Origin of the sequence: Arenimonas caeni (assembly GCF_003024235.1) — a bacterium.
In the GTDB taxonomy this organism is placed as follows: Bacteria; Pseudomonadota; Gammaproteobacteria; order Xanthomonadales; family Xanthomonadaceae; genus Arenimonas; species Arenimonas caeni.
On record NZ_KZ679085.1, the window covers coordinates 189,145 to 206,083 of the forward strand.

Below are 16,939 nucleotides of genomic sequence, written 5' to 3' on the forward strand. Positions count from 1 at the left end.
TGGCTCAGCCCATCCTGTAGTTCGGGGGTTCCTTGGTGATCTGCACGTCGTGCACGTGCGCCTCGCGGGTGCCGGCATTGGTGACGCGCACGAACTTGGGCCGCGTGCGCATCTCCTCGATGGTGGCGCAGCCCACGTAGCCCATCGACGAGCGCAGGCCGCCGGCGAGCTGGTGCACGATGTTGCGCACCGGGCCGCGGTAGGGCACGCGGCCCTCGATGCCCTCGGGCACGAGCTTGTCGGCGTCGGACGCGTCCTGGAAGTAGCGGTCCTTGCTGCCCATCTCCATCGCGCCCAGCGAACCCATGCCGCGGTAGCTCTTGTAGCTGCGGCCCTGGAAGAGCTCGGTCTCGCCCGGGCTTTCCTCGGTGCCCGCGAACAGGCCGCCGATCATGATGCAGCTGGCGCCGGCCACCAGGGCCTTGGCGATGTCGCCCGAATAGCGGATGCCGCCGTCGGCGATCAGCGGGATGCGGCCCTTGAGCGCCTCGGCCACCATGCCCACGGCGGTGATCTGCGGCACGCCCACGCCGGCGACGATACGGGTGGTGCAGATCGAGCCGGGGCCCACGCCCACCTTGACGGCATCGGCGCCGGCGTCCATCAGGGCCAGGGCCGCGTCGCCGGTGACGATGTTGCCGCCGATGACCTGCAGCTTCGGATAGGCCTTCTTCACCCAGGCCACGCGGTCGAGCACGCCCTGGCTGTGGCCATGGGCGGTGTCGACCACCACCACGTCCACGCCGGCGGCCACCAGCGCCTCGATGCGCGCCTCGGTGTCGCCGCCCACGCCGACCGCGGCGCCGACCAGCAGCTGCTCGTCGACGTCCTTGGCGGCATTGGGGTTGTCGCGCGCCTTCTGGATGTCCTTGACGGTGATCAGGCCCTTGAGCGCGAAGCCGTCGTCGACCACCAGCACCTTCTCGATGCGGTGCTTGTGCATCAGGCCCAGCACCTCGTCGTCGCTGGCGCCCTCGCGCACCGTGACCAGCTTTTCCTTGCGGGTCATGATGTTCTTCACCGGGTCGTCGAGCTTCTTCTCGAAGCGCATGTCGCGGCTGGTCACGATGCCCACCAGCTGCCCGCCGTCCACCACCGGCACGCCGGAGATGTTGCGGGCGCGGGTGAGCTTGATCACCTCGCCAATGGTGGTCTGCGGCGTCACGGTGAAGGGCTCGCGGATGACGCCGGCCTCGAAGTTCTTCACCTGCTGCACGTGCGCGGCCTGCTGCTGCAGCGACATGTTCTTGTGGATGATGCCGATGCCGCCGAGCTGGGCCATGGCGATGGCCAGGCGGGCTTCGGTGACGGTGTCCATGGCGGCCGAGACGATCGGCAGGTTGAGCCGGATGCCGCGCGTGAGCTGCGTGGCGAGGCTGACGTCCTTGGGCAGGACCGCGGAGTGGGCGGGGACGAGGGAGACGTCGTCGAACGTCAGTGCTTCTGCCTGGATGCGCAGCATGGAGCGGCTCCGGGGGATGGGAAGCGCGGCATTATATCTTGTGGGAGGGCCTACAGGCCCGACTTTCTTTTCGGGCCTGCAGGCCCTCGCCCGGTCAGAGCAGGGCCAGGCTCAGGGCCGGCCACCAGGTCAGCAGGGCCACGGCCAGGCCCAGCACGAGGAAGAACGGCAGGCAGGCCCGCACCAGGGTGCCGATGGGCTTGCCGAAGCGGTAGGCGGCGATGAACAGGTTCATGCCCACCGGCGGGGTGAAATAGCCCAGCTGCAGGTTGGCCAGCATCACGATGCCCAGATGCACCGGGTGGATGCCGAAGGCCGCCGCCACCGGCATCAGCAGCGGCGTGAGGATGACGATGGCCGAGAAGATGTCCAGCAGCATGCCCACGGCCAGCAGGAACAGGTTGAGCCAGAGCAGGAACACCCAAGGGCTGTCGACGTGCTCGCGCAGCGTTTCGAACAGCCGGGTCGGCACTTCCTGGTCGACCAGCCAGTTCGACAGCGCCAGCGCCGCGCCCAGGATCATCAGGATCGCACCCACCAGGCGCATGGATTCGGCCATCACCCCGGGCAGCTTCCCGAGGGGTATTTCCTTTTTGATCCAGACGGTTACAAGAAGAACATAAAGTGCCGTCACAGCCGCGGCCTCGCTCGCCGCCAGCGCCCCGGAATAGATCGCGCCCAGCACGATCAGGGGCAAGGGCAGCTCCCAGGCACACTCGGCCAGCGAGGCCCGGAGTTCGCGCGGGTCGAAGCGGTGCCGGGCCCGGGCAATGCCCTTGCCGGCCCACATCGCATGCAGCGACAGCAGCCCGACCATCAGCAGCCCCGGAAGCAGGCCGGCCAGGAACAGGTCCGGGATGGTCACCGGGGTCGGCCCGCCCACCTGCCCGGCCACGAAGCCATAGACGATCAGCGGCAGCGAGGGCGCGAACAGCAGGCCCAGGCTGCCGGCCGAGGTGACCAGGCCGAGGCTGTAGCGCTCGCTGTAGCCGGCCTCGCGCAGCGCCGGATAGAGCAGCGCGCCCAGGGCCACGATGGTCACGCCGGAGGCACCGGTGAAAGCGGTGAACAGCGCGCAGGCGACGATGGCGACGATCGCCAGCCCGCCCGGCATCCAGCCCAGCAGCGCGTTCGACAGGCGCACCAGCCGCCGCGGCGCCCCGCCCTCGCCCAGCAGGTAGCCGGCCAGGGTGAACAGGGGGATGGCGATCAGGCCCGGCATGTCGCCCAGCCGGTAGAACTCGACGGCCACCACGACCAGGTCGTAGCCGGCCAGGTGGAAGCCCAGCAGTGCCACGGCCAGGATCACCGCGAACAGCGGCATGCCCAGGGCCGCCAGCAGCAGCACGATCGCCAGGCCGGTGCCCAGGCTCATGCCCCGCCCTCCCCGGGCTCGGACGGATCGGCCAGGGCCGAGAGCACGAAGCGCAGGGCCATCAGCCCGAAACCGGCCGGCAGCGCCAGCATCGGCACCCAGCTCGGGACGCCGGCGACGAAGGGCACCGGTGCCTCGCGCTCGAGCGCCACCAGGCCGACGCCGAGCCAGGCGAGGTAGCCGCAGCAGGCCGCGGCGGCCAGCTGGGCGATGAACCAGGCCACGCGCCGCGCCGGCGGCGGCAGCACCCGCGGCAGCGCGTCGATGGCGATGTGGCGCTGGCCGCGGGTGGCGCCCAGGGCGCCGAGCAGGGCCAGCCAGAGCACGCCGGCGCGCGAGAGCGGCTCGGCCCAGGCCAGGCCGGTGTCGAAGAACATCCGCAGGCCGATCTGGGCCAGCGAAAGCAGCAGCAGCCCGCCCAACAGGGCCGCCAGCAGCCCGTCCTCGGCGCGGTGCAGGCGCTGCAGCCAGCGGCGCGCGGCCGCCACTCAGTCGGCCTTCGGCGCCGCCAGCGCCTCGCGCACCGCGGCCAGCAGCGCCGGCGAAATCTCGCCGCTGGCGGCCATGCGCGAGATCACCTGCTCGCCGGCGGCGCGCCAGCGCGCGGCTTCTTCCGGCTCGAGCGAGCCCACCGAGAGCCCCTGCTTCTTCATCGCCTCGAGCGCCGCCTCGTTGTCGCGCTGCACGTTGGCGTCCATGCGCCGGGCGGCGGCATCGAAGGCGCGGGCCAGCACGGCCTGGTCGGCCGCCGAAAGCTTCTTCCAGGCTTTTTCGTCGAGCACCAGGTAGCCGACCACGAAGGTCAGCGGCAGGTCCACCATGTGCCGCATCCGGCCGTGCCACTGCAGGGCGACCGCGCCGCTGGGCGTGTTGGCGACGGTGTCGACCATGCCGGTCTGCAGGCTGGTGAACACGTCGCCGATCGGCAGCGGGATCGCGCTGACCCCGGCGGCCTCGAAGGTGCGGATGGCGATGGTGTCGTTGTGCGGCACCCAGAGCTTGATGCCGGCGATGTCGGCGCGGCTGTGCAGCGGCTTGGCGCCCATCAGGTAGGCGAAGCCGACGCCCGAGACGCCGAGCATGCGCAGGCCGCGCTCCTCGAAGCCTTTGGCCAGCATCGGGTCGGCGACGGCGCGGGCGCGCGCCACTTCGTCCCAGGAATCGAACAGGAACGGCAGGCTGTAGAGCGGCGCGTCCGGATAGACCTGCGACAGCTCGCTGGCCGTGAGCACGCCGCCCTGCAGCTGGCCCAGGCGCATCTTGCGCAGCACCACCGCGTCGTTGCCCATCACGCCGCCCGGGTAGAACTTCACGTCGACCCGGCCCTCGGTGCCCTGCCTGACCTCGGCGGCGGCGGCACGCAGCTCGCGCATCCAGGCCGAACCGTCCGGGGCCAGGGTGGCGATCTTGATCGTCTGCGCGCCGGCCGGCAGGGCCAGCAGGGCGAGGAGCAGCAGGGTCAGCAGGCGGGGCATGGGTTCTCCGTCAGAAGTAGTCGCGGCCGCTTTCCACGAGCGCCTTGGCGCGATCCTGGGCCAGCACGTTCATCAAGGTAAAGCCCGGTTCGCGCGGGTCGGCGTCCAGCACCTCGGCGAGCAGGCGGTCGTGCAGCGCCTGGTCGAACACCAGGCGGGCGTAGCTTTCGGCCATCAGGGTCTTGGCGTACAGGTTGCGGCCGCCGCTCAGGGCGATGGCCGCCTCGAAGTGGGCGCGCCCGCGTTCGGGCTGGCCGCCGACCGATTCGGGCCGCAGCGAATCGAGCACGCCGAGGTAGACCCGGGCCATGCCGCGGTCGTGCGCCGGGTCGATGGCGACCACGCGCTCGAGCAGGGCCTGCACCTTGGGCAGGTCGGCGATGGCGCCCCAGTCCTCGCTGTTGGCCTGGATGCGGGTGGCCCAGGCCGAGCCGAGCGCGTACAGGCCATCGACCTGCGCCGCCGGCGCCCGCGCCACGGCGGCCTGGAAGGGCTCGACCGGGCCGTCGATCGCGGCGCACAGCGCGGCGTCCTGCAGGCAGGTGCCGCGCCGCGCGTAGTCCATGGCCTTGTCGGCCAGCCGGCGGGCGCGTTCGGCGTCGCCTTCGGTGAAGCTGCCGGCATAGGCGCCGTTGAGGCCGGCGGCGGCGAACAGCAGCGGCGCATTGCGGGCCTTGCCCGGCGACTGGCCCTGGACCATCGCATCGACCAGCAGCAGGTAGGCCGGCAGGCCGTCGCGCACCGTGGCCGGGTCGTTGCTGTCGTAGACGGCGGCGCCGAGCTGGTCGGCGAAGCGGTCGCCGGCGCGGCCGATCACCGCCGCGCAGCCGGCCAGCAGGCAGGCCACCAGCAGAGCGGCGAGGAGGCGTGGAGCGTTGGCGGTTCGGTTCGGCATGGCGCGTGCTCCCGTGTGCCGGCTCAGCGTGATGCCGGTGCCGCGTCCAGGGCCTCGGCGGCCTCGAGCGTGTTCTGCATCAGCGTGGCCACCGTCATCGGCCCCACCCCGCCGGGCACCGGCGTGATCCACGAAGCCCGCTGCGCCGCCGCCTCGAAGCCGACGTCGCCCACCAGGCGCCCGTCCTCGAGCCGGTTGATGCCCACGTCGATCACCACGGCACCGGGCTTGACCCACTCGCCCGGCACGATGCCCGGCCGGCCGACGGCGACGACCAGGATGTCGGCCTCGCGCACGTGGCGCTCGAGCGTTTCGCGCGGGGTGAACTTGTGGCAGCAGGTGGTGGTGCAGCCGGCGATCAGCAACTCCAGCGCCATCGGCCGGCCGACGTGGTTGCTGACGCCGACGATGGTGGCGCTCTGGCCGCGCACAGGCCGATCGGTATAGGCCAGCAGCGTGGTGATGCCGCGCGGCGTGCAGGGGCGCAGGCCGAACTGGCGCAGCGCCAGGTGGCCGACGTTTTCCGGGTGGAAGCCGTCGACGTCCTTGCGCGGCTCGATGCGGTGGATCAGCTGGCTGCCGTCGCGGCCGCCGGGCAGCGGCAGCTGCACGAGGATGCCGTGGATGGCCGGGTCGGCGTTGAGCCGGTCGATCAGCGCGTGCAGTTCCTCGTCCGGCGTATCGGCCGGCAGGTCGAAGTCGATCGCGCGGATGCCGACCTTCCTGGCGGCGCGGCGCTTGTTGCGCACGTACACGGCCGACGCCGGGTCGTCGCCGACCAGCACCACCGCCAGGCCCGGGGCCGCCTTGCCGGCGGCCAGCCGCGCCTTGACCCGTTGGGCCAGGTCGTCGAGGAGGGTGTCGGCAATGCCCTTGCCGTCGAGGATGCGCGCGCTCATGGCACGATTATCCCCGAAGCCCAACCTGCCCCGCCACCAATGCCTGCAACCGACACCAACGCCCTCGAGGCCGCCGCCTTCCGCCGCCTGCTCGCCCACCTGCGCGAGCGCAGCGACGTGCAGAACATCGACCTGATGGTCCTCGCGGGTTTTTGCCGCAACTGCCTGGCCGACTGGCTGCAGCAAGCCGCCTCGGAGGCCGGCCTCGCCATGGACCGCGACCAGGCCCGCGAACACGTCTACGGCATGCCTTTCGCCGACTGGAAGGCCCGCCACCAGCGCGAGGCGACGCCGGAGCAGTTGGCCGCCTTCGAAGCCAGCCGGCGCCGCCACGGGCCATAAAAAACGCCCCGGCCGAGGGGCCGGGGCGTGCAATTCCCAACTGACGGGAAGGAGAGAGACGGATCAGGCGCGCTTGCGGACGGCCCGGCCGGTGGCCGGCCGGGCGGCGCGGCGCGGCTTGCGGGCGGCCGGCCTGGCCTGGATGAAGCGGGACTCGAACTCGGCCTGGGCGCGCTCGGCGATGGCCTCGGCCTGCTCGCGCAGGCGGGCGACCTGGCGGCCGGCCTCGTTGGCCACCGTGTCGGCGCGGCCACGCAGGGCGGCGGCGCGATCGGCGGCGGAGCGGATGCGGCGAACCGCCTCGCGGCGGGTCAGCGCGAAGGCACCGAGGCCGGCGAGCAGCACGGTGCGCGGGGTGACCGGGGTGGCGGTGGCGGTGCGACGACGAGGGGTGGACTTGCGGGTCATGGCAGGCCTCTCTGGCGGGGCCGGACGGCCCTTTTCGCCTTGCAGTCTCGGCGGCGCGGCCAGAGTTTTCACACTACTCACGGCTTGCGGGCCGCGCGTGGCCGGGCGATGCTGCCCGGGTCCCCCAAGGAGCCTGACGATGGCCGCGAAGAAGTCCGCCTGGGCCAAGTTTCCGCATTCCGCCAAGGCCTTCGACTACCCCGGCGACAAGCTCGCCAAGGCCTGGGCCGCGCTGCATGCCGGCGATGCCGAGCCCTTCCCCGACGACAAGCGCGCCGCGGCGCTGATCAAGGCCGCCGGCAAGGCCGCGCCCAAGGGCCTGGATGCCGCCGCCCTGGCCGAAGCCCTGCAGGACGCCTGGCGCGATTTCCATCGCGGCGATTTCCAGCAGGCCTTCGAGGCCGGCCAGGCCCTGGGCCCGGTGGGCGCGTCGGTGGCCTGCAAGGCGCTGGCGATCCACGCCTCCTACCTCGTGGACGACGAGGACGAGCAGCTCAAGCGCTACGAACAGGCCGGCAAGCTGGCCGAGGCGGCCATCGCCGCCCTGCCCGGCGAGGCCAACAGCCACTACCGTTTCGCCCACGCGATGGGGCGCTACAGCCAGGGCATCTCGATCGCCAAGGCGCTCAAGATGGGCCTGGCCACCAAGGTGCGCAAGGCGCTCGAGCAGGCCCTGGAACTGGCGCCCAGGCACGCCGAGGCGCACACGGCGCTGGGCCTGTACCACGCCGAGATCATCGACAAGGTCGGTGCCATGATCGGCGGCCTGACCTACGGCGCCAAGGCCGCCGAAGCCGACAAGCACATCGCCACGGCGCTCAAGCTCACGCCCGCCTCGCCGATCGCCCACGCCGAACACGCCAACCTGCTCCTGCTGCTGCATGGCGACAAGCGCGAGGACGATGCCGCCGCCGCGTTCGAGAAGGCCGCCAGGCTCAAGCCGCGCGACGCCATGGAAGCCCTGGACGCCGAATTCGCCCGTGCCCAGATCGAGTGAACTGCGCGGCCTGAGCGAGGCCGAGGCGGCGCGCCGCCTGGCGGAATCGGGCCCGAACGAACTGCCGGCACCGCCGCGACGCGGCCTGGGCCGCATCGCCGCGCAGGTGATGACCGAGCCCATGTTCCTGCTGCTGGCGCTCGCCGCCGGTGCCTACCTGGTGCTGGGCGAACCGGCCGAGGGCGCGCTGCTGGCCAGCTTCGCCTTCATCACCATCGGCCTGGTGGTGGTGCAGGAACGGCGCAGCGAGCGCGCGCTCGAGGCGCTGCGGGCGCTGGGCGCGCCGCTCGCCGTGGTGCTGCGCGAAGGCCAGGCGCGGCGCATCCCGGCCGCCGGCGTGGTGCCCGGCGACCTGCTGGTGCTCGAGGAAGGCGCACGCGTACCGGCCGACGGACGCCTGCTCTCGGCGCGTTCGCTGGCGGTGGACGAATCCCTGCTCACCGGCGAAAGCGTGCCGGTCGACAAGCAGGCTGGCGCCGGCGACGAAGCCGGCGAGGCTTTCGCGGGCACCCTGGTGGTCGGCGGCACCGGCCTGGCCGAGGTCACCCGCACCGGCATCGCCACCCGCAGCGGCCAGATCGGGCAGGCCCTGGCCGGCATCGACATCGAGTCCACGCGCCTGCAGCGCAATACCGCCCGCCTGGTGCGCCTGTTCGGCGTGCTGGCCCTGTGCGTGAGCCTGTTGCTGCTGCTGGTGCATGGGGCGATCCGCGGCGAATGGGTGCAGGGCCTGCTGTCGGCGATCGCCGTGGCGATGGCGATGCTGCCCGAAGAGTTCCCGCTGGCGCTGGCGGTGTTCCTGGCCCTGGGCGCCTGGCGCATGGCGCGGGTGGGCGTGCTGGTGCGGCGCGCCGCCGTGGTGGAAACCCTGGGCGCCGCGACGGTGCTGTGCGTGGACAAGACCGGCACGCTCACCGAGAACCGCATGCGCGTGGCCTGGCTCGACGACGGCCGCATGCCGGCCCGTTTCGACGCCGCCACCACCCTGCTGCCGGCCCTGCAGCCGGTGCTGGAAGCCGCCATCCTCGCCAGCCGCGCCCACTCGATGGACCCGATGGACCGCGCCCTGCAGTCGCTGGCGCCGGGCGCGCTGGCGCAGGCCGAGGCCGGCCATCTGCCGCTTTCGCCGGAGCTGCCGGCGATGAGCGTGGCGCATGCCCTGCCCGGCGGCGGACTGCGGGTGGCCACCAAGGGTGCCCCCGAAGTGGTGGCGGCGCTGTGCGGACTGTCCGGCGAGGCCCTGGACGCCGTGCACGCGCGTGCCGCCGACGCGGCGGCGAACGGGCTGCGCGTGCTCGGCGTGGCCGAGGCGCGGATCGATGGTGCGCTTCCCGGGGACCAGCGGGCGTTGCCCCTGCGCTGGCTCGGCCTGGTCGGCTTCGAGGACCCGCTGCGCGAGTCCGTGCCGGCCGCCGTCGCCGAGGCCAGGAGCGCCGGCATCCGCGTGGTGATGATGACCGGCGACTTCGCCCCCACCGCCCGCGCCATCGCCGCCCAAGCCGGGCTGGAAGCGCCCGGGGAAGTGATGCTGGGCCAGGACCTCACCGAGCTCGACGATGCCGCGCTGGCCGCGACGGCGGGGCGGACCTCGGTGTTCGCGCGCATGCGCCCGGAACAGAAGCTGCGCCTGGTCGAGACGCTCAAGGCGCGCGGCGAAGTGGTGGCGATGACCGGCGACGGGGTCAACGACGCGCCCGCGCTCAAGTCAGCGCACATCGGCATCGCGATGGGCCAGCGCGGCACCGACGTGGCGCGCGAGGCGGCGCCGCTGGTGCTGGTGCAGGAGGATTTCGGCCTGATCGTGGCCGCCGTGCGCCAGGGCCGGCGCATCTTCGACAACCTGCGCAAGGTGATGCTCTACATCGTCGCCATCCACGTGCCGATCGCCGGCCTGGCCATAGTGCCCCTGCTGCTGGGCCTGCCGCCGCTGCTGCTGCCGGCGCACGTGGTGCTCATCGAGATGGTGATCGACCCGATGTGTTCGATCGCCTTCGAAAGCCAGCCTGCCGAACCCGACCTCATGCAGCAGCCGCCGCGGCCGCTGGACGAGGGACTGGTGGGTCCCGGCCAGCTGCTGCTCGGCGTACTGGTCGGTGGCGTGCTGCTGGCGGCCTGCCTGTGGCTCTACCTGCGCGGCCTCGACAGCGGCATGGCGGTGGCCGAGGCGCGCAGCCTGTCGCTGCTGGCGATCACCGGCGGCAACCTGGCGCTGGTGGCCAGCCTCTCGCACCGGCGCGGCGCCTGGACCCAGGGCACCGGCCGCGCCTACGTGCTGATCTCGCTGGGGGCCGCCGCCGTGCTGGCGGCCTGCCTGGGCCTACCGGCGCTGCGGGATCTGTTCGACTTCGCCCTGCCCTCGCCGCGCGACGGCGCGCTGGCCGTGGCCCTGAGCGCCGCCGCGGGCCTGGTGCTGGAACTGGCCAAGCCGCTGCCCCGGGTGCAGCGCCTGCTGGGGCGCCAGGACCGTTCCCCGGCCTGAGCCGGGGCAAAAAGAAAGGCCCGGCATGGCCGGGCCTTTCTCGGGGTCTGGTGGGCGGTACAGGATTTGAACCTGTGACCCCTGCCGTGTGAAAGCAGTGCTCTACCGCTGAGCTAACCGCCCGAAGAGCCGCGAATCTTACGCGGCGGCCCGGAAGTGGTCAAGGCTGCGCCGGCTCAGCGCAGCTTGCTGGCCATCATGGCCGCCGCCTCGGGCGGGGCGCCGAAACTGTCGGGGCGGGCCTTGTCCCAGAAGACCTGGAACACGGCGTGGTCGGGCACGCCCTCGAGCAGGCGCCCCTGCGGCACGAACCGGTGCAGCGTGGCCAGCGAGCGCACCTCGGTGGACGACACGCGCCGCACGATGTGTTCCGGGCCCAGCTGGCTCGGGTGCGTGAGCCCCGCCGCCGCCAGCAGCTCCTTGAGCGCCACCACCGTGTTGCGGTGGAAGTTGTACACCCGCGTGGCCTTGTCGGCCGGGTCGAGCGCGGCCTGGCGGCTGCGGTCCTGGGTGGCGATGCCGGTCGGGCAGCGGTCGGTGTGGCAGCTCTGCGACTGGATGCAGCCGAGCGCGAACATGAAGCCGCGGGCGGCGTTGCACCAGTCGGCGCCCAGGGCCATGGCCCGGGCGATGTCGAAGGCGGTGACGATCTTGCCGGCGGCGGCCACCTTCACCCGCGAGCGCAGGTCGAGCCCGACCAGCGTGTTGTGCACCAGCATCAGCGCCTCGCGCATCGGCGCGCCGACGTGGTCAGTGAACTCCAGCGGCGCCGCGCCGGTGCCGCCCTCGGCGCCGTCGACGACGATGAAGTCGGGGGTGATGCCGGTTTCGCGCATGGCCTTGGCGATGGCGAACCATTCCCAGGGGTGGCCGACGGCCAGCTTGAAGCCGGTGGGCTTGCCACCCGAGAGCGTGCGCAGTTCGTCGATGAACGCCAGCAGCCCGATCGGCGTGGAGAACGCGCCGTGCGCCGCCGGCGAATGGCACTCCACGCCGACCGGCACGCCGCGCGCCTCGGCGATCTCCGGGCTGACCTTGGCCGCCGGCAGGATGCCGCCCTGCCCCGGCTTGGCGCCCTGGCTGAGCTTGAGCTCGATCATCTTCACCTGCGGGTCGCCGGCGTTGCGGCGGAAGGCCTCGCGGTCGAAGTTGCCCTCGCCGTCGCGGCAGCCGAAATAGCCCGAACCGATCTCCCAGACCAGGTCGCCGCCGTTCTCGCGGTGGTAGCGCGAGATCGAGCCCTCGCCGGTGTCGTGGTAGAAGCCGCCGCGCTTCGCGCCGGCATTTAGCGCCCGCACCGCGTTGGCCGAGAGCGAGCCGAAGCTCATCGCCGAGATGTTGAACACGCTGGCGGCGTAGGGCTGGGCCCGCCCCTCGCCCACGGCGATGCGGAAATCGTGCGATTCGATCTTCGCCGGCTGCAGCGAGTGGTTGATCCACTCGTAGTCGTCGCCGTACACATCGCGCTGGGTGCCGAAGGGGCGCTTGTCGAGAACGTCCTTGGCGCGCTGGTAGACGATGGCGCGCTGCTGGCGCGAGAACGGGGTCTCGAGCGTGTCGGGCTCGATGAAGTACTGGCGGATCTCGGGGCCGATCGACTCGAGCCCGTAGCGGAAATGCGAGCTCAGCGGGTAGTTGCGGCGCAGCGCCTGCCGGCGCTGGGCCAGGTCCCAGATCCCTACCAGGGAGAGCGCGCCGAACACCCCCAGCCCCCACCAGGCGAGCGGCGTGAACGGGACGGCGGCGCCCGCCGCGACGGTGAGCAGCAGGCAGGTGGCGAAAGGCCAGTAACGGGACGGCAGCATGCAGGGCTCCTCAGCTGGTGCCCGGGGCGGGAGTCGAACCCGCATGGCCTTGCGGCCGGAGGATTTTAAGTCCCATGCGTCTACCAGTTTCGCCACCCGGGCATCAGGCCATGGTGCCGCAAAGCGCCGGGCGCTGGCCACAAACAAAAAGCCCCGCCGTTGGGCGGGGCTTTCGAACTGGAGGCCGAGGTCGGAATTGAACCGGCGTACGCGGATTTGCAGTCCGCTGCATAACCACTCTGCCACCCGGCCGGGAAGCGTTCGCGAGGCCAAGCTTAGCGCGAGGGACCCGGAAAAAACAAAACCCCGGTGAACGGGGTTTTGTCGAAAACTGGAGCGGGAAACGAGACTCGAACTCGCGACCCCGACCTTGGCAAGGTCGTGCTCTACCAACTGAGCTATTCCCGCAAGAGACGCATATTTTGGGGATGCGCCGGCGACCTGTCAATACCCTTCGCGCACCAAATCTGCATCAGCCCTTCCGACGCATCGTCGGCCAGGCCGCGCGCAGGTAGTCCCAGCCCGACCAGAGCGTCAGCGCCGCGGCCACGGCCAGCAGCCATTCGCCGAGGCGGAACACCGGCAGGCCCAGCAGATCTTCCTCGAACAGCAGGCAGCTGATGGCCACCATCTGCACGATGGTCTTGAGCTTGCCCAGCGCCGCGACCTTCACCAGGCCGTGCGCGCCCATCTGTGCCATCCACTCGCGCAGCGCCGAAATGGTGATTTCGCGGCCGATGATGACCGCCGCCAGCATCGCCATCACCGGCGTGTCGTGGCGCTCGACCACCAGCAGCAGCGCGAAGGCCACCGTCAGCTTGTCGGCCACCGGGTCGAGGAAGGCGCCGAAGGCCGAGTACATGCCGTAGCGCCGGGCGATCCAGCCGTCGGCCCAGTCGGTGACGGCACCGAGGATGAAGATGCCGGCGGCCGCGATGTTGGTCCAGCCGTAAGGCAGGTAGAACACGGCGACCATCACCGGGATCAGCACGATCCGGAAAAGGGTCAGCAGGGTCGGGATGGTCAGGGTCATCAGGCGTCCGGGGGTTCGCTACCAGGGGATTGTGGCCCAAGTCCGTGCAGCGCGGCATGGATCCGCTGCGCCAGGGCGCTGCTGACGCCCTCGACCCGGGCGATTTCCTCGGCACCGGCGTCGCGCAGGCCGGCCAGGCCGCCGAAATGCTTGAGCAGGGCGGCGCGCCGGCGCGGGCCGATGCCCGGGATGTCCTCGAGCCGGCTGGTTTCACGCGCCTTCTGGCGCTTGCCGCGGTGGCCGGTGAGGGCGAAGCGGTGCGCCTCGTCGCGCACCTGCTGCACCAGCTGCAGGCCGGGCGAGGCGGCGCCGGGGCGCAGCTCGCGTCCGTCGGGCAGCACCAGGGCCTCGTGGCCGGCACGGCGGGCCTCGCCCTTGGCCACGCCCACCATCGCCACGCCGGTCACGCCCAGCTCGGCCAGCACTTCGCGCGCCTGCGCCAGCTGGCCGGTGCCGCCGTCGATCAGCAGCAGGTCGGGCAGCACGCCTTCGTCCATGCCGCGCCGGAAGCGGCGCTCGAGCGCCTGGCGCATGGCCGCGTAGTCGTCGCCCGGCTCGATGCCGGCGATGTTGAAGCGCCGGTACTGGCCGCGCACCGGCCCTTCGGCGTCGAAGACCACGCAGGAGGCCACGGTGGCTTCGCCCATGGTGTGGCTGATGTCGAAGCACTCGATGCGCGCCGGCGCCGACTCCAGGCCCAGCAGCTCCTGCAGCGAGGCGAGCCGGGCGCGCTGGCTGGCGCTGGAGGCGAGCTCCGTGGCCAGGGCCAGCTCCGCATTCTGCTGTGCCAGCTCCAGGTAACGCGCGCGCTCGCCGCGCACCGCGCTCTTGAGCTCGACCTTGCGCCCCGCCTGCGCCGTGAACACGTCCTGCAGCAGCTGCTGGTCGGGGATGGCATGGCTGAGCACGATCTCGCGCGGCGGCCGCTGCTCGAGGTAGTGCTGGGCCACGAAGGCGCCAAGCACTTCCTCGGGGCTTTCGGCGCCGTTGGTGCGCGGGAAGTGGCTGCGGGTGCCCTGGTTGAAGCCGTTGCGGAACGACAGCAGCAGCACGCAGGCGGCGCCCTGCCGGACCACGCAGGCCAGCACGTCCATCTCGACCTGCTCGCCCTCGACGTACTGCCGGGCCTGGATGCGACGGATGGCGGCGATCTGGTCGCGCAACTGCGCCGCCTGCTCGAACTCCAGCCGCGCGCTGGCGGCCTCCATGGCCTTGCCCAGCTCGTCCACCAGTTCGCCGCTGCGGCCCTCGAGGAACAGGGCCGCGCGGCGCACGGTGGCGTCGTACTCGCGGGTGGCCACCAGGCCGACGCAGGGGGCGCTGCAGCGACCGATCTGGTGCTGCAGGCAGGGCCGGCTGCGGTTGCGGAAGACGCTGTCCTCGCAGGTGCGCAGCTTGAACAGCTTGGCCATCAGGTCCAGCGTCTCGCGCACCGCCGCCGAGCTGGTGTAGGGCCCGAAGTAGCGCCCGGGCACGGAGCGCGGGCCCCGGTGCCAGGCCAGCCGCGGCCAGGTTTCGTCGGTGAGCAGGATGTGCGGGTAGCTCTTGTCGTCGCGCAGCAGCACGTTGTAGCGCGGCCGCAGCGACTTGATCAGCTGGTTCTCGAGGATCAGCGCCTCGCTCTCGGTGCGCGTCACCGTCACCTCGATGCCGGCGATCTGCGCCACCATCAGGGCAATGCGGCGCGAGGGCTGTTCCTTGAGGAAGTAGCTCGCCACGCGCTTGCGCAGCGACGCCGCCTTGCCGACGTAGAGCACGCTGCCGTCGGCGGCGAGCATGCGGTAGACGCCGGGCGCCGGCGTCAGCTGGCGAACGAAGGCCTTGCCGTCGAAGGGCGGGCCGTCGGTGCCGCCGCCGGTCATTCGCCGATCGGCAGGCGGCTGAGCTTGCCGTTGCCCAGGTCGTAGCGCAGCACTTCGTGCGCGCCCGAGTTGGCGATCCACAGCGAGCCGGGACCGGCGGCCAGGGCTGCGGGCTGCTCCAGCGCCTGCGGCAGCGGATGGGTGCTGACGTCGCCACCGCCCAGGCGCAGCCGGCGCAGGCAACCGTTGTAGCCATCGGCGATCCAGAGCACCGGGCTGGCGGGGTCGAGGGCGATCGCCAGCGGGTACTGCAGGCGCGCCTCGCGCCGCTGCCCGTCCTGCTCGCCGAACTCGTACAGGCCCTGCCCCACCAGGGTCTGCACCTGGCCCTGGCTGAGTTGGATCGAGCGGACGGCCGAACTGGCGGCGTCGGCCACGTAGAGCGTCTGCTGCACCAGGGCCAGGGCCGCGGGCTGGGCGAACATGGCGCTGCGCGACGGGCCGTCGGCGATGCCCAGCTCGCCCGAACCGGCGCAGAGCTTCAGGCGCGACTGGCCCAGTTCGTACTCCCAGACCTGGTTCGAGCCGGCCATCGCCAGGTAGAGCCGTTCGAGCGTTCCGGCCAGGGCCCAGGGCTGGTTCAGCGGCAGCTCGGCGGCCTGGCCGACGCCTTCGCGCGGCGCACCGGCGCGGCCGTTGCCCAGCAGGGTCTCGACCACGCCGTCGAGCAGGCGGATCCGGCGCAGGGCGTGGTTGCCGGTGTCGGCCACGTACAGCGATTCGCGCACCAGGCACAGGCCGCGCGGCGAGCGGAAGGCGGCATCCTCCGGCGCGCCGTCGACCAGGTCGCCGTGGCCGGTGCCGAATTCGCGCAGCACGCGCCCCGAATGCGTGCACTCGAGGATGCGGTGGTGGCCGGTGTCGGCCACGTAGAGGTGGTTCTCGCCCACGGCCAGGCCGGAGGGAAAGGCCAGGGGCAGGCGCGGTTCGGCGCCGAGGCGGCGCGCGGGGCCGGCCTGCTGCACGGCGCCGCCGACTTCGTCGATCAGCCGCTGGACGGAGGCTTCCAGGCGCGAGGCCTGGTCGTCGCCGGTGAACACGTCGCGCAGGCGGCCGCGGGTGTCCACCAGCGCCACCGAGGGCCAGGCATTGATGCCGTAGTGCTGCCAGGTGGTCCAGCCCGGGTCGTTGGCCACCGGGAACGACAGGCCAAGGCGGTTGGCGACCTTGAGCACCACGCGGCCATCAAGTTCGGCATCGAACTTGGGCTGGTGGATGCCCAGCATCGACAGCCCGACCGGATAGCGGGCCTGCAGCCGCTGCAGTTCCTCGAGCAGGGTGTGGCAGTAGGCCGAGGCGGCGTTCCAGAACACCAGCGCCAGCACGCGGCCGCGGTGGGCCTCGATGCGCTGGGGGTCGGCATTGAGCCAGTGCAGGTTCGCCTGCAGTTCCGGGGCGGCGGCGTGGGCGCTGTTCATTCGTCGGTTCCGCGGGGTCCGGTTCGATTATGCCTGCGTTGCCAGACGCCGCAGCAGCCCGTCGGCGGCCTCGCGTGCCAGGCTGCACACCCGTTCGAAATCGCGCGGGCCGCCATGGTAGGGGTCGGGCAGCTCGCCGTTGCGCTTGACCCCGCACCAGTCGAGCACCAGCGCGATGCGGCCACGCGCCGCACCGGGCGCCAGCATGCGCAGTTCGGCGAGGTTGGCGCGGTCGGCGCAGAGCACCAGGTCGAAGCGCTGGAAGTCGGCGAACTGGACCTGCCGGGCGCGCTGGCCGCTGATGTCGATGCCGGCCTGGCGCGCCACTTCGATCGCGCGGGGATCCGGCGGCAGGCCGGCATGCCAGCCGCCGGTGCCGGCGGAGTCGACCTGGTAGGGCACGGCGGAGTCGGCGCGCCGGTGTGCCGCCCACCCTTCCAGCAGCGGCGAGCGGCAGATGTTTCCCATGCAAACAAACAATATATTCAA

15 protein-coding genes and 4 tRNA genes are annotated in these 16,939 nt (G+C 71.9%); 3 read left to right on the forward strand and 16 right to left on the reverse strand.

Translation table 11 applies throughout. The features are described 5' to 3' along the window. Positions 1-4 precede the first annotated feature (4 nt). The 6 genes from guaB to folD all read right to left on the reverse strand — a co-directional run bounded on the left by guaB (position 5) and on the right by folD (position 6,106). Complete coding sequence (guaB, locus tag C6N40_RS03580) at positions 5-1,462, reverse strand: IMP dehydrogenase (protein ID WP_106989627.1); 1,458 nt, start codon at positions 1,460-1,462, stop codon at positions 5-7. A gap of 94 nt (positions 1,463-1,556) precedes the next feature. After that, a complete protein-coding gene (locus C6N40_RS03585) occupies positions 1,557-2,837 on the reverse strand; it encodes a TRAP transporter large permease (protein WP_106989628.1) in 1,281 nt (426 codons plus the stop codon). Further along, a complete protein-coding gene (locus C6N40_RS03590) occupies positions 2,834-3,325 on the reverse strand; it encodes a TRAP transporter small permease (RefSeq protein WP_106989629.1) in 492 nt (163 codons plus the stop codon). The genes C6N40_RS03585 and C6N40_RS03590 overlap by 4 nt, the downstream gene beginning before the upstream one ends. Next, the gene (dctP, locus tag C6N40_RS03595; RefSeq protein WP_106989630.1) at positions 3,326-4,312 is read right to left on the reverse strand and encodes a TRAP transporter substrate-binding protein DctP; all 987 of its coding nucleotides are present in this window, start codon (positions 4,310-4,312) and stop codon (positions 3,326-3,328) included. Between the two features lie 10 nt (positions 4,313-4,322). After that, on the reverse strand, positions 4,323-5,207 hold the full coding sequence (locus C6N40_RS03600; protein WP_106989631.1) for a TRAP transporter TatT component family protein: 885 nt from the start codon (positions 5,205-5,207) through the stop codon (positions 4,323-4,325). Positions 5,208-5,230: 23 nt separating this feature from the next. Continuing rightward, a complete protein-coding gene (gene folD / locus C6N40_RS03605; protein ID WP_106989632.1) occupies positions 5,231-6,106 on the reverse strand; it encodes a bifunctional methylenetetrahydrofolate dehydrogenase/methenyltetrahydrofolate cyclohydrolase FolD in 876 nt (291 codons plus the stop codon). A gap of 39 nt (positions 6,107-6,145) precedes the next feature. Between folD and C6N40_RS03610 the strand changes: the two genes are divergently transcribed. Continuing rightward, the gene (locus C6N40_RS03610) at positions 6,146-6,448 is read left to right on the forward strand and encodes a DUF1244 domain-containing protein (protein ID WP_106989633.1); all 303 of its coding nucleotides are present in this window, start codon (positions 6,146-6,148) and stop codon (positions 6,446-6,448) included. Positions 6,449-6,511: 63 nt separating this feature from the next. Here C6N40_RS03610 and C6N40_RS03615 read toward each other — a convergent pair whose 3' ends face one another. Then, entirely contained in the window at positions 6,512-6,856 is a 345-nt protein-coding gene (locus C6N40_RS03615) for a hypothetical protein (RefSeq protein ID WP_106989634.1), read from the reverse strand. A 139-nt stretch (positions 6,857-6,995) separates the two neighbouring features. Here C6N40_RS03615 and C6N40_RS03620 point away from each other — a divergent pair, with 139 nt between their 5' ends. Further along, positions 6,996-7,853, forward strand: a complete 858-nt coding sequence (locus tag C6N40_RS03620; protein WP_106989635.1) for a tetratricopeptide repeat protein — start codon at positions 6,996-6,998, stop codon at positions 7,851-7,853. Next, entirely contained in the window at positions 7,837-10,332 is a 2,496-nt protein-coding gene (locus tag C6N40_RS03625; protein WP_205208537.1) for a cation-translocating P-type ATPase, read from the forward strand. Before C6N40_RS03620 ends, C6N40_RS03625 begins: the two co-directional genes overlap by 17 nt. A 48-nt stretch (positions 10,333-10,380) precedes the next feature. On the opposite strand, the gene C6N40_RS03630 is transcribed toward C6N40_RS03625, so the two are convergent. The 9 genes from C6N40_RS03630 to C6N40_RS03670 all read right to left on the reverse strand — a co-directional run bounded on the left by C6N40_RS03630 (position 10,381) and on the right by C6N40_RS03670 (position 16,939). Further along, positions 10,381-10,455: transfer RNA gene (locus C6N40_RS03630), tRNA-Val, on the reverse strand. Between the two features lie 53 nt (positions 10,456-10,508). Beyond that, on the reverse strand, positions 10,509-12,137 hold the full coding sequence (locus tag C6N40_RS03635; protein ID WP_106989637.1) for an FMN-binding glutamate synthase family protein: 1,629 nt from the start codon (positions 12,135-12,137) through the stop codon (positions 10,509-10,511). Between the two features lie 15 nt (positions 12,138-12,152). Then, positions 12,153-12,239: transfer RNA gene (locus C6N40_RS03640), tRNA-Leu, on the reverse strand. Positions 12,240-12,315: 76 nt separating this feature from the next. Then, positions 12,316-12,389: transfer RNA gene (locus tag C6N40_RS03645), tRNA-Cys, on the reverse strand. Between the two features lie 80 nt (positions 12,390-12,469). Further along, positions 12,470-12,545 (reverse strand) — tRNA-Gly (locus C6N40_RS03650). 64 nt (positions 12,546-12,609) lie between these two features. Continuing rightward, complete coding sequence (pgsA, locus tag C6N40_RS03655) at positions 12,610-13,170, reverse strand: CDP-diacylglycerol--glycerol-3-phosphate 3-phosphatidyltransferase (protein ID WP_106989638.1); 561 nt, start codon at positions 13,168-13,170, stop codon at positions 12,610-12,612. Beyond that, positions 13,170-15,032 carry an excinuclease ABC subunit UvrC gene (uvrC, locus tag C6N40_RS03660; protein ID WP_106989639.1) on the reverse strand — a complete coding sequence of 621 codons (1,863 nt, stop codon included), beginning with the start codon at positions 15,030-15,032 and terminating at the stop codon, positions 13,170-13,172. The genes pgsA and uvrC overlap by 1 nt, the downstream gene beginning before the upstream one ends. After that, positions 15,029-16,450 carry a redoxin domain-containing protein gene (locus C6N40_RS03665; protein WP_106989640.1) on the reverse strand — a complete coding sequence of 474 codons (1,422 nt, stop codon included), beginning with the start codon at positions 16,448-16,450 and terminating at the stop codon, positions 15,029-15,031. The genes uvrC and C6N40_RS03665 overlap by 4 nt, the downstream gene beginning before the upstream one ends. A 27-nt stretch (positions 16,451-16,477) precedes the next feature. After that, complete coding sequence (locus tag C6N40_RS03670; protein WP_205208538.1) at positions 16,478-16,939, reverse strand: low molecular weight protein-tyrosine-phosphatase; 462 nt, start codon at positions 16,937-16,939, stop codon at positions 16,478-16,480.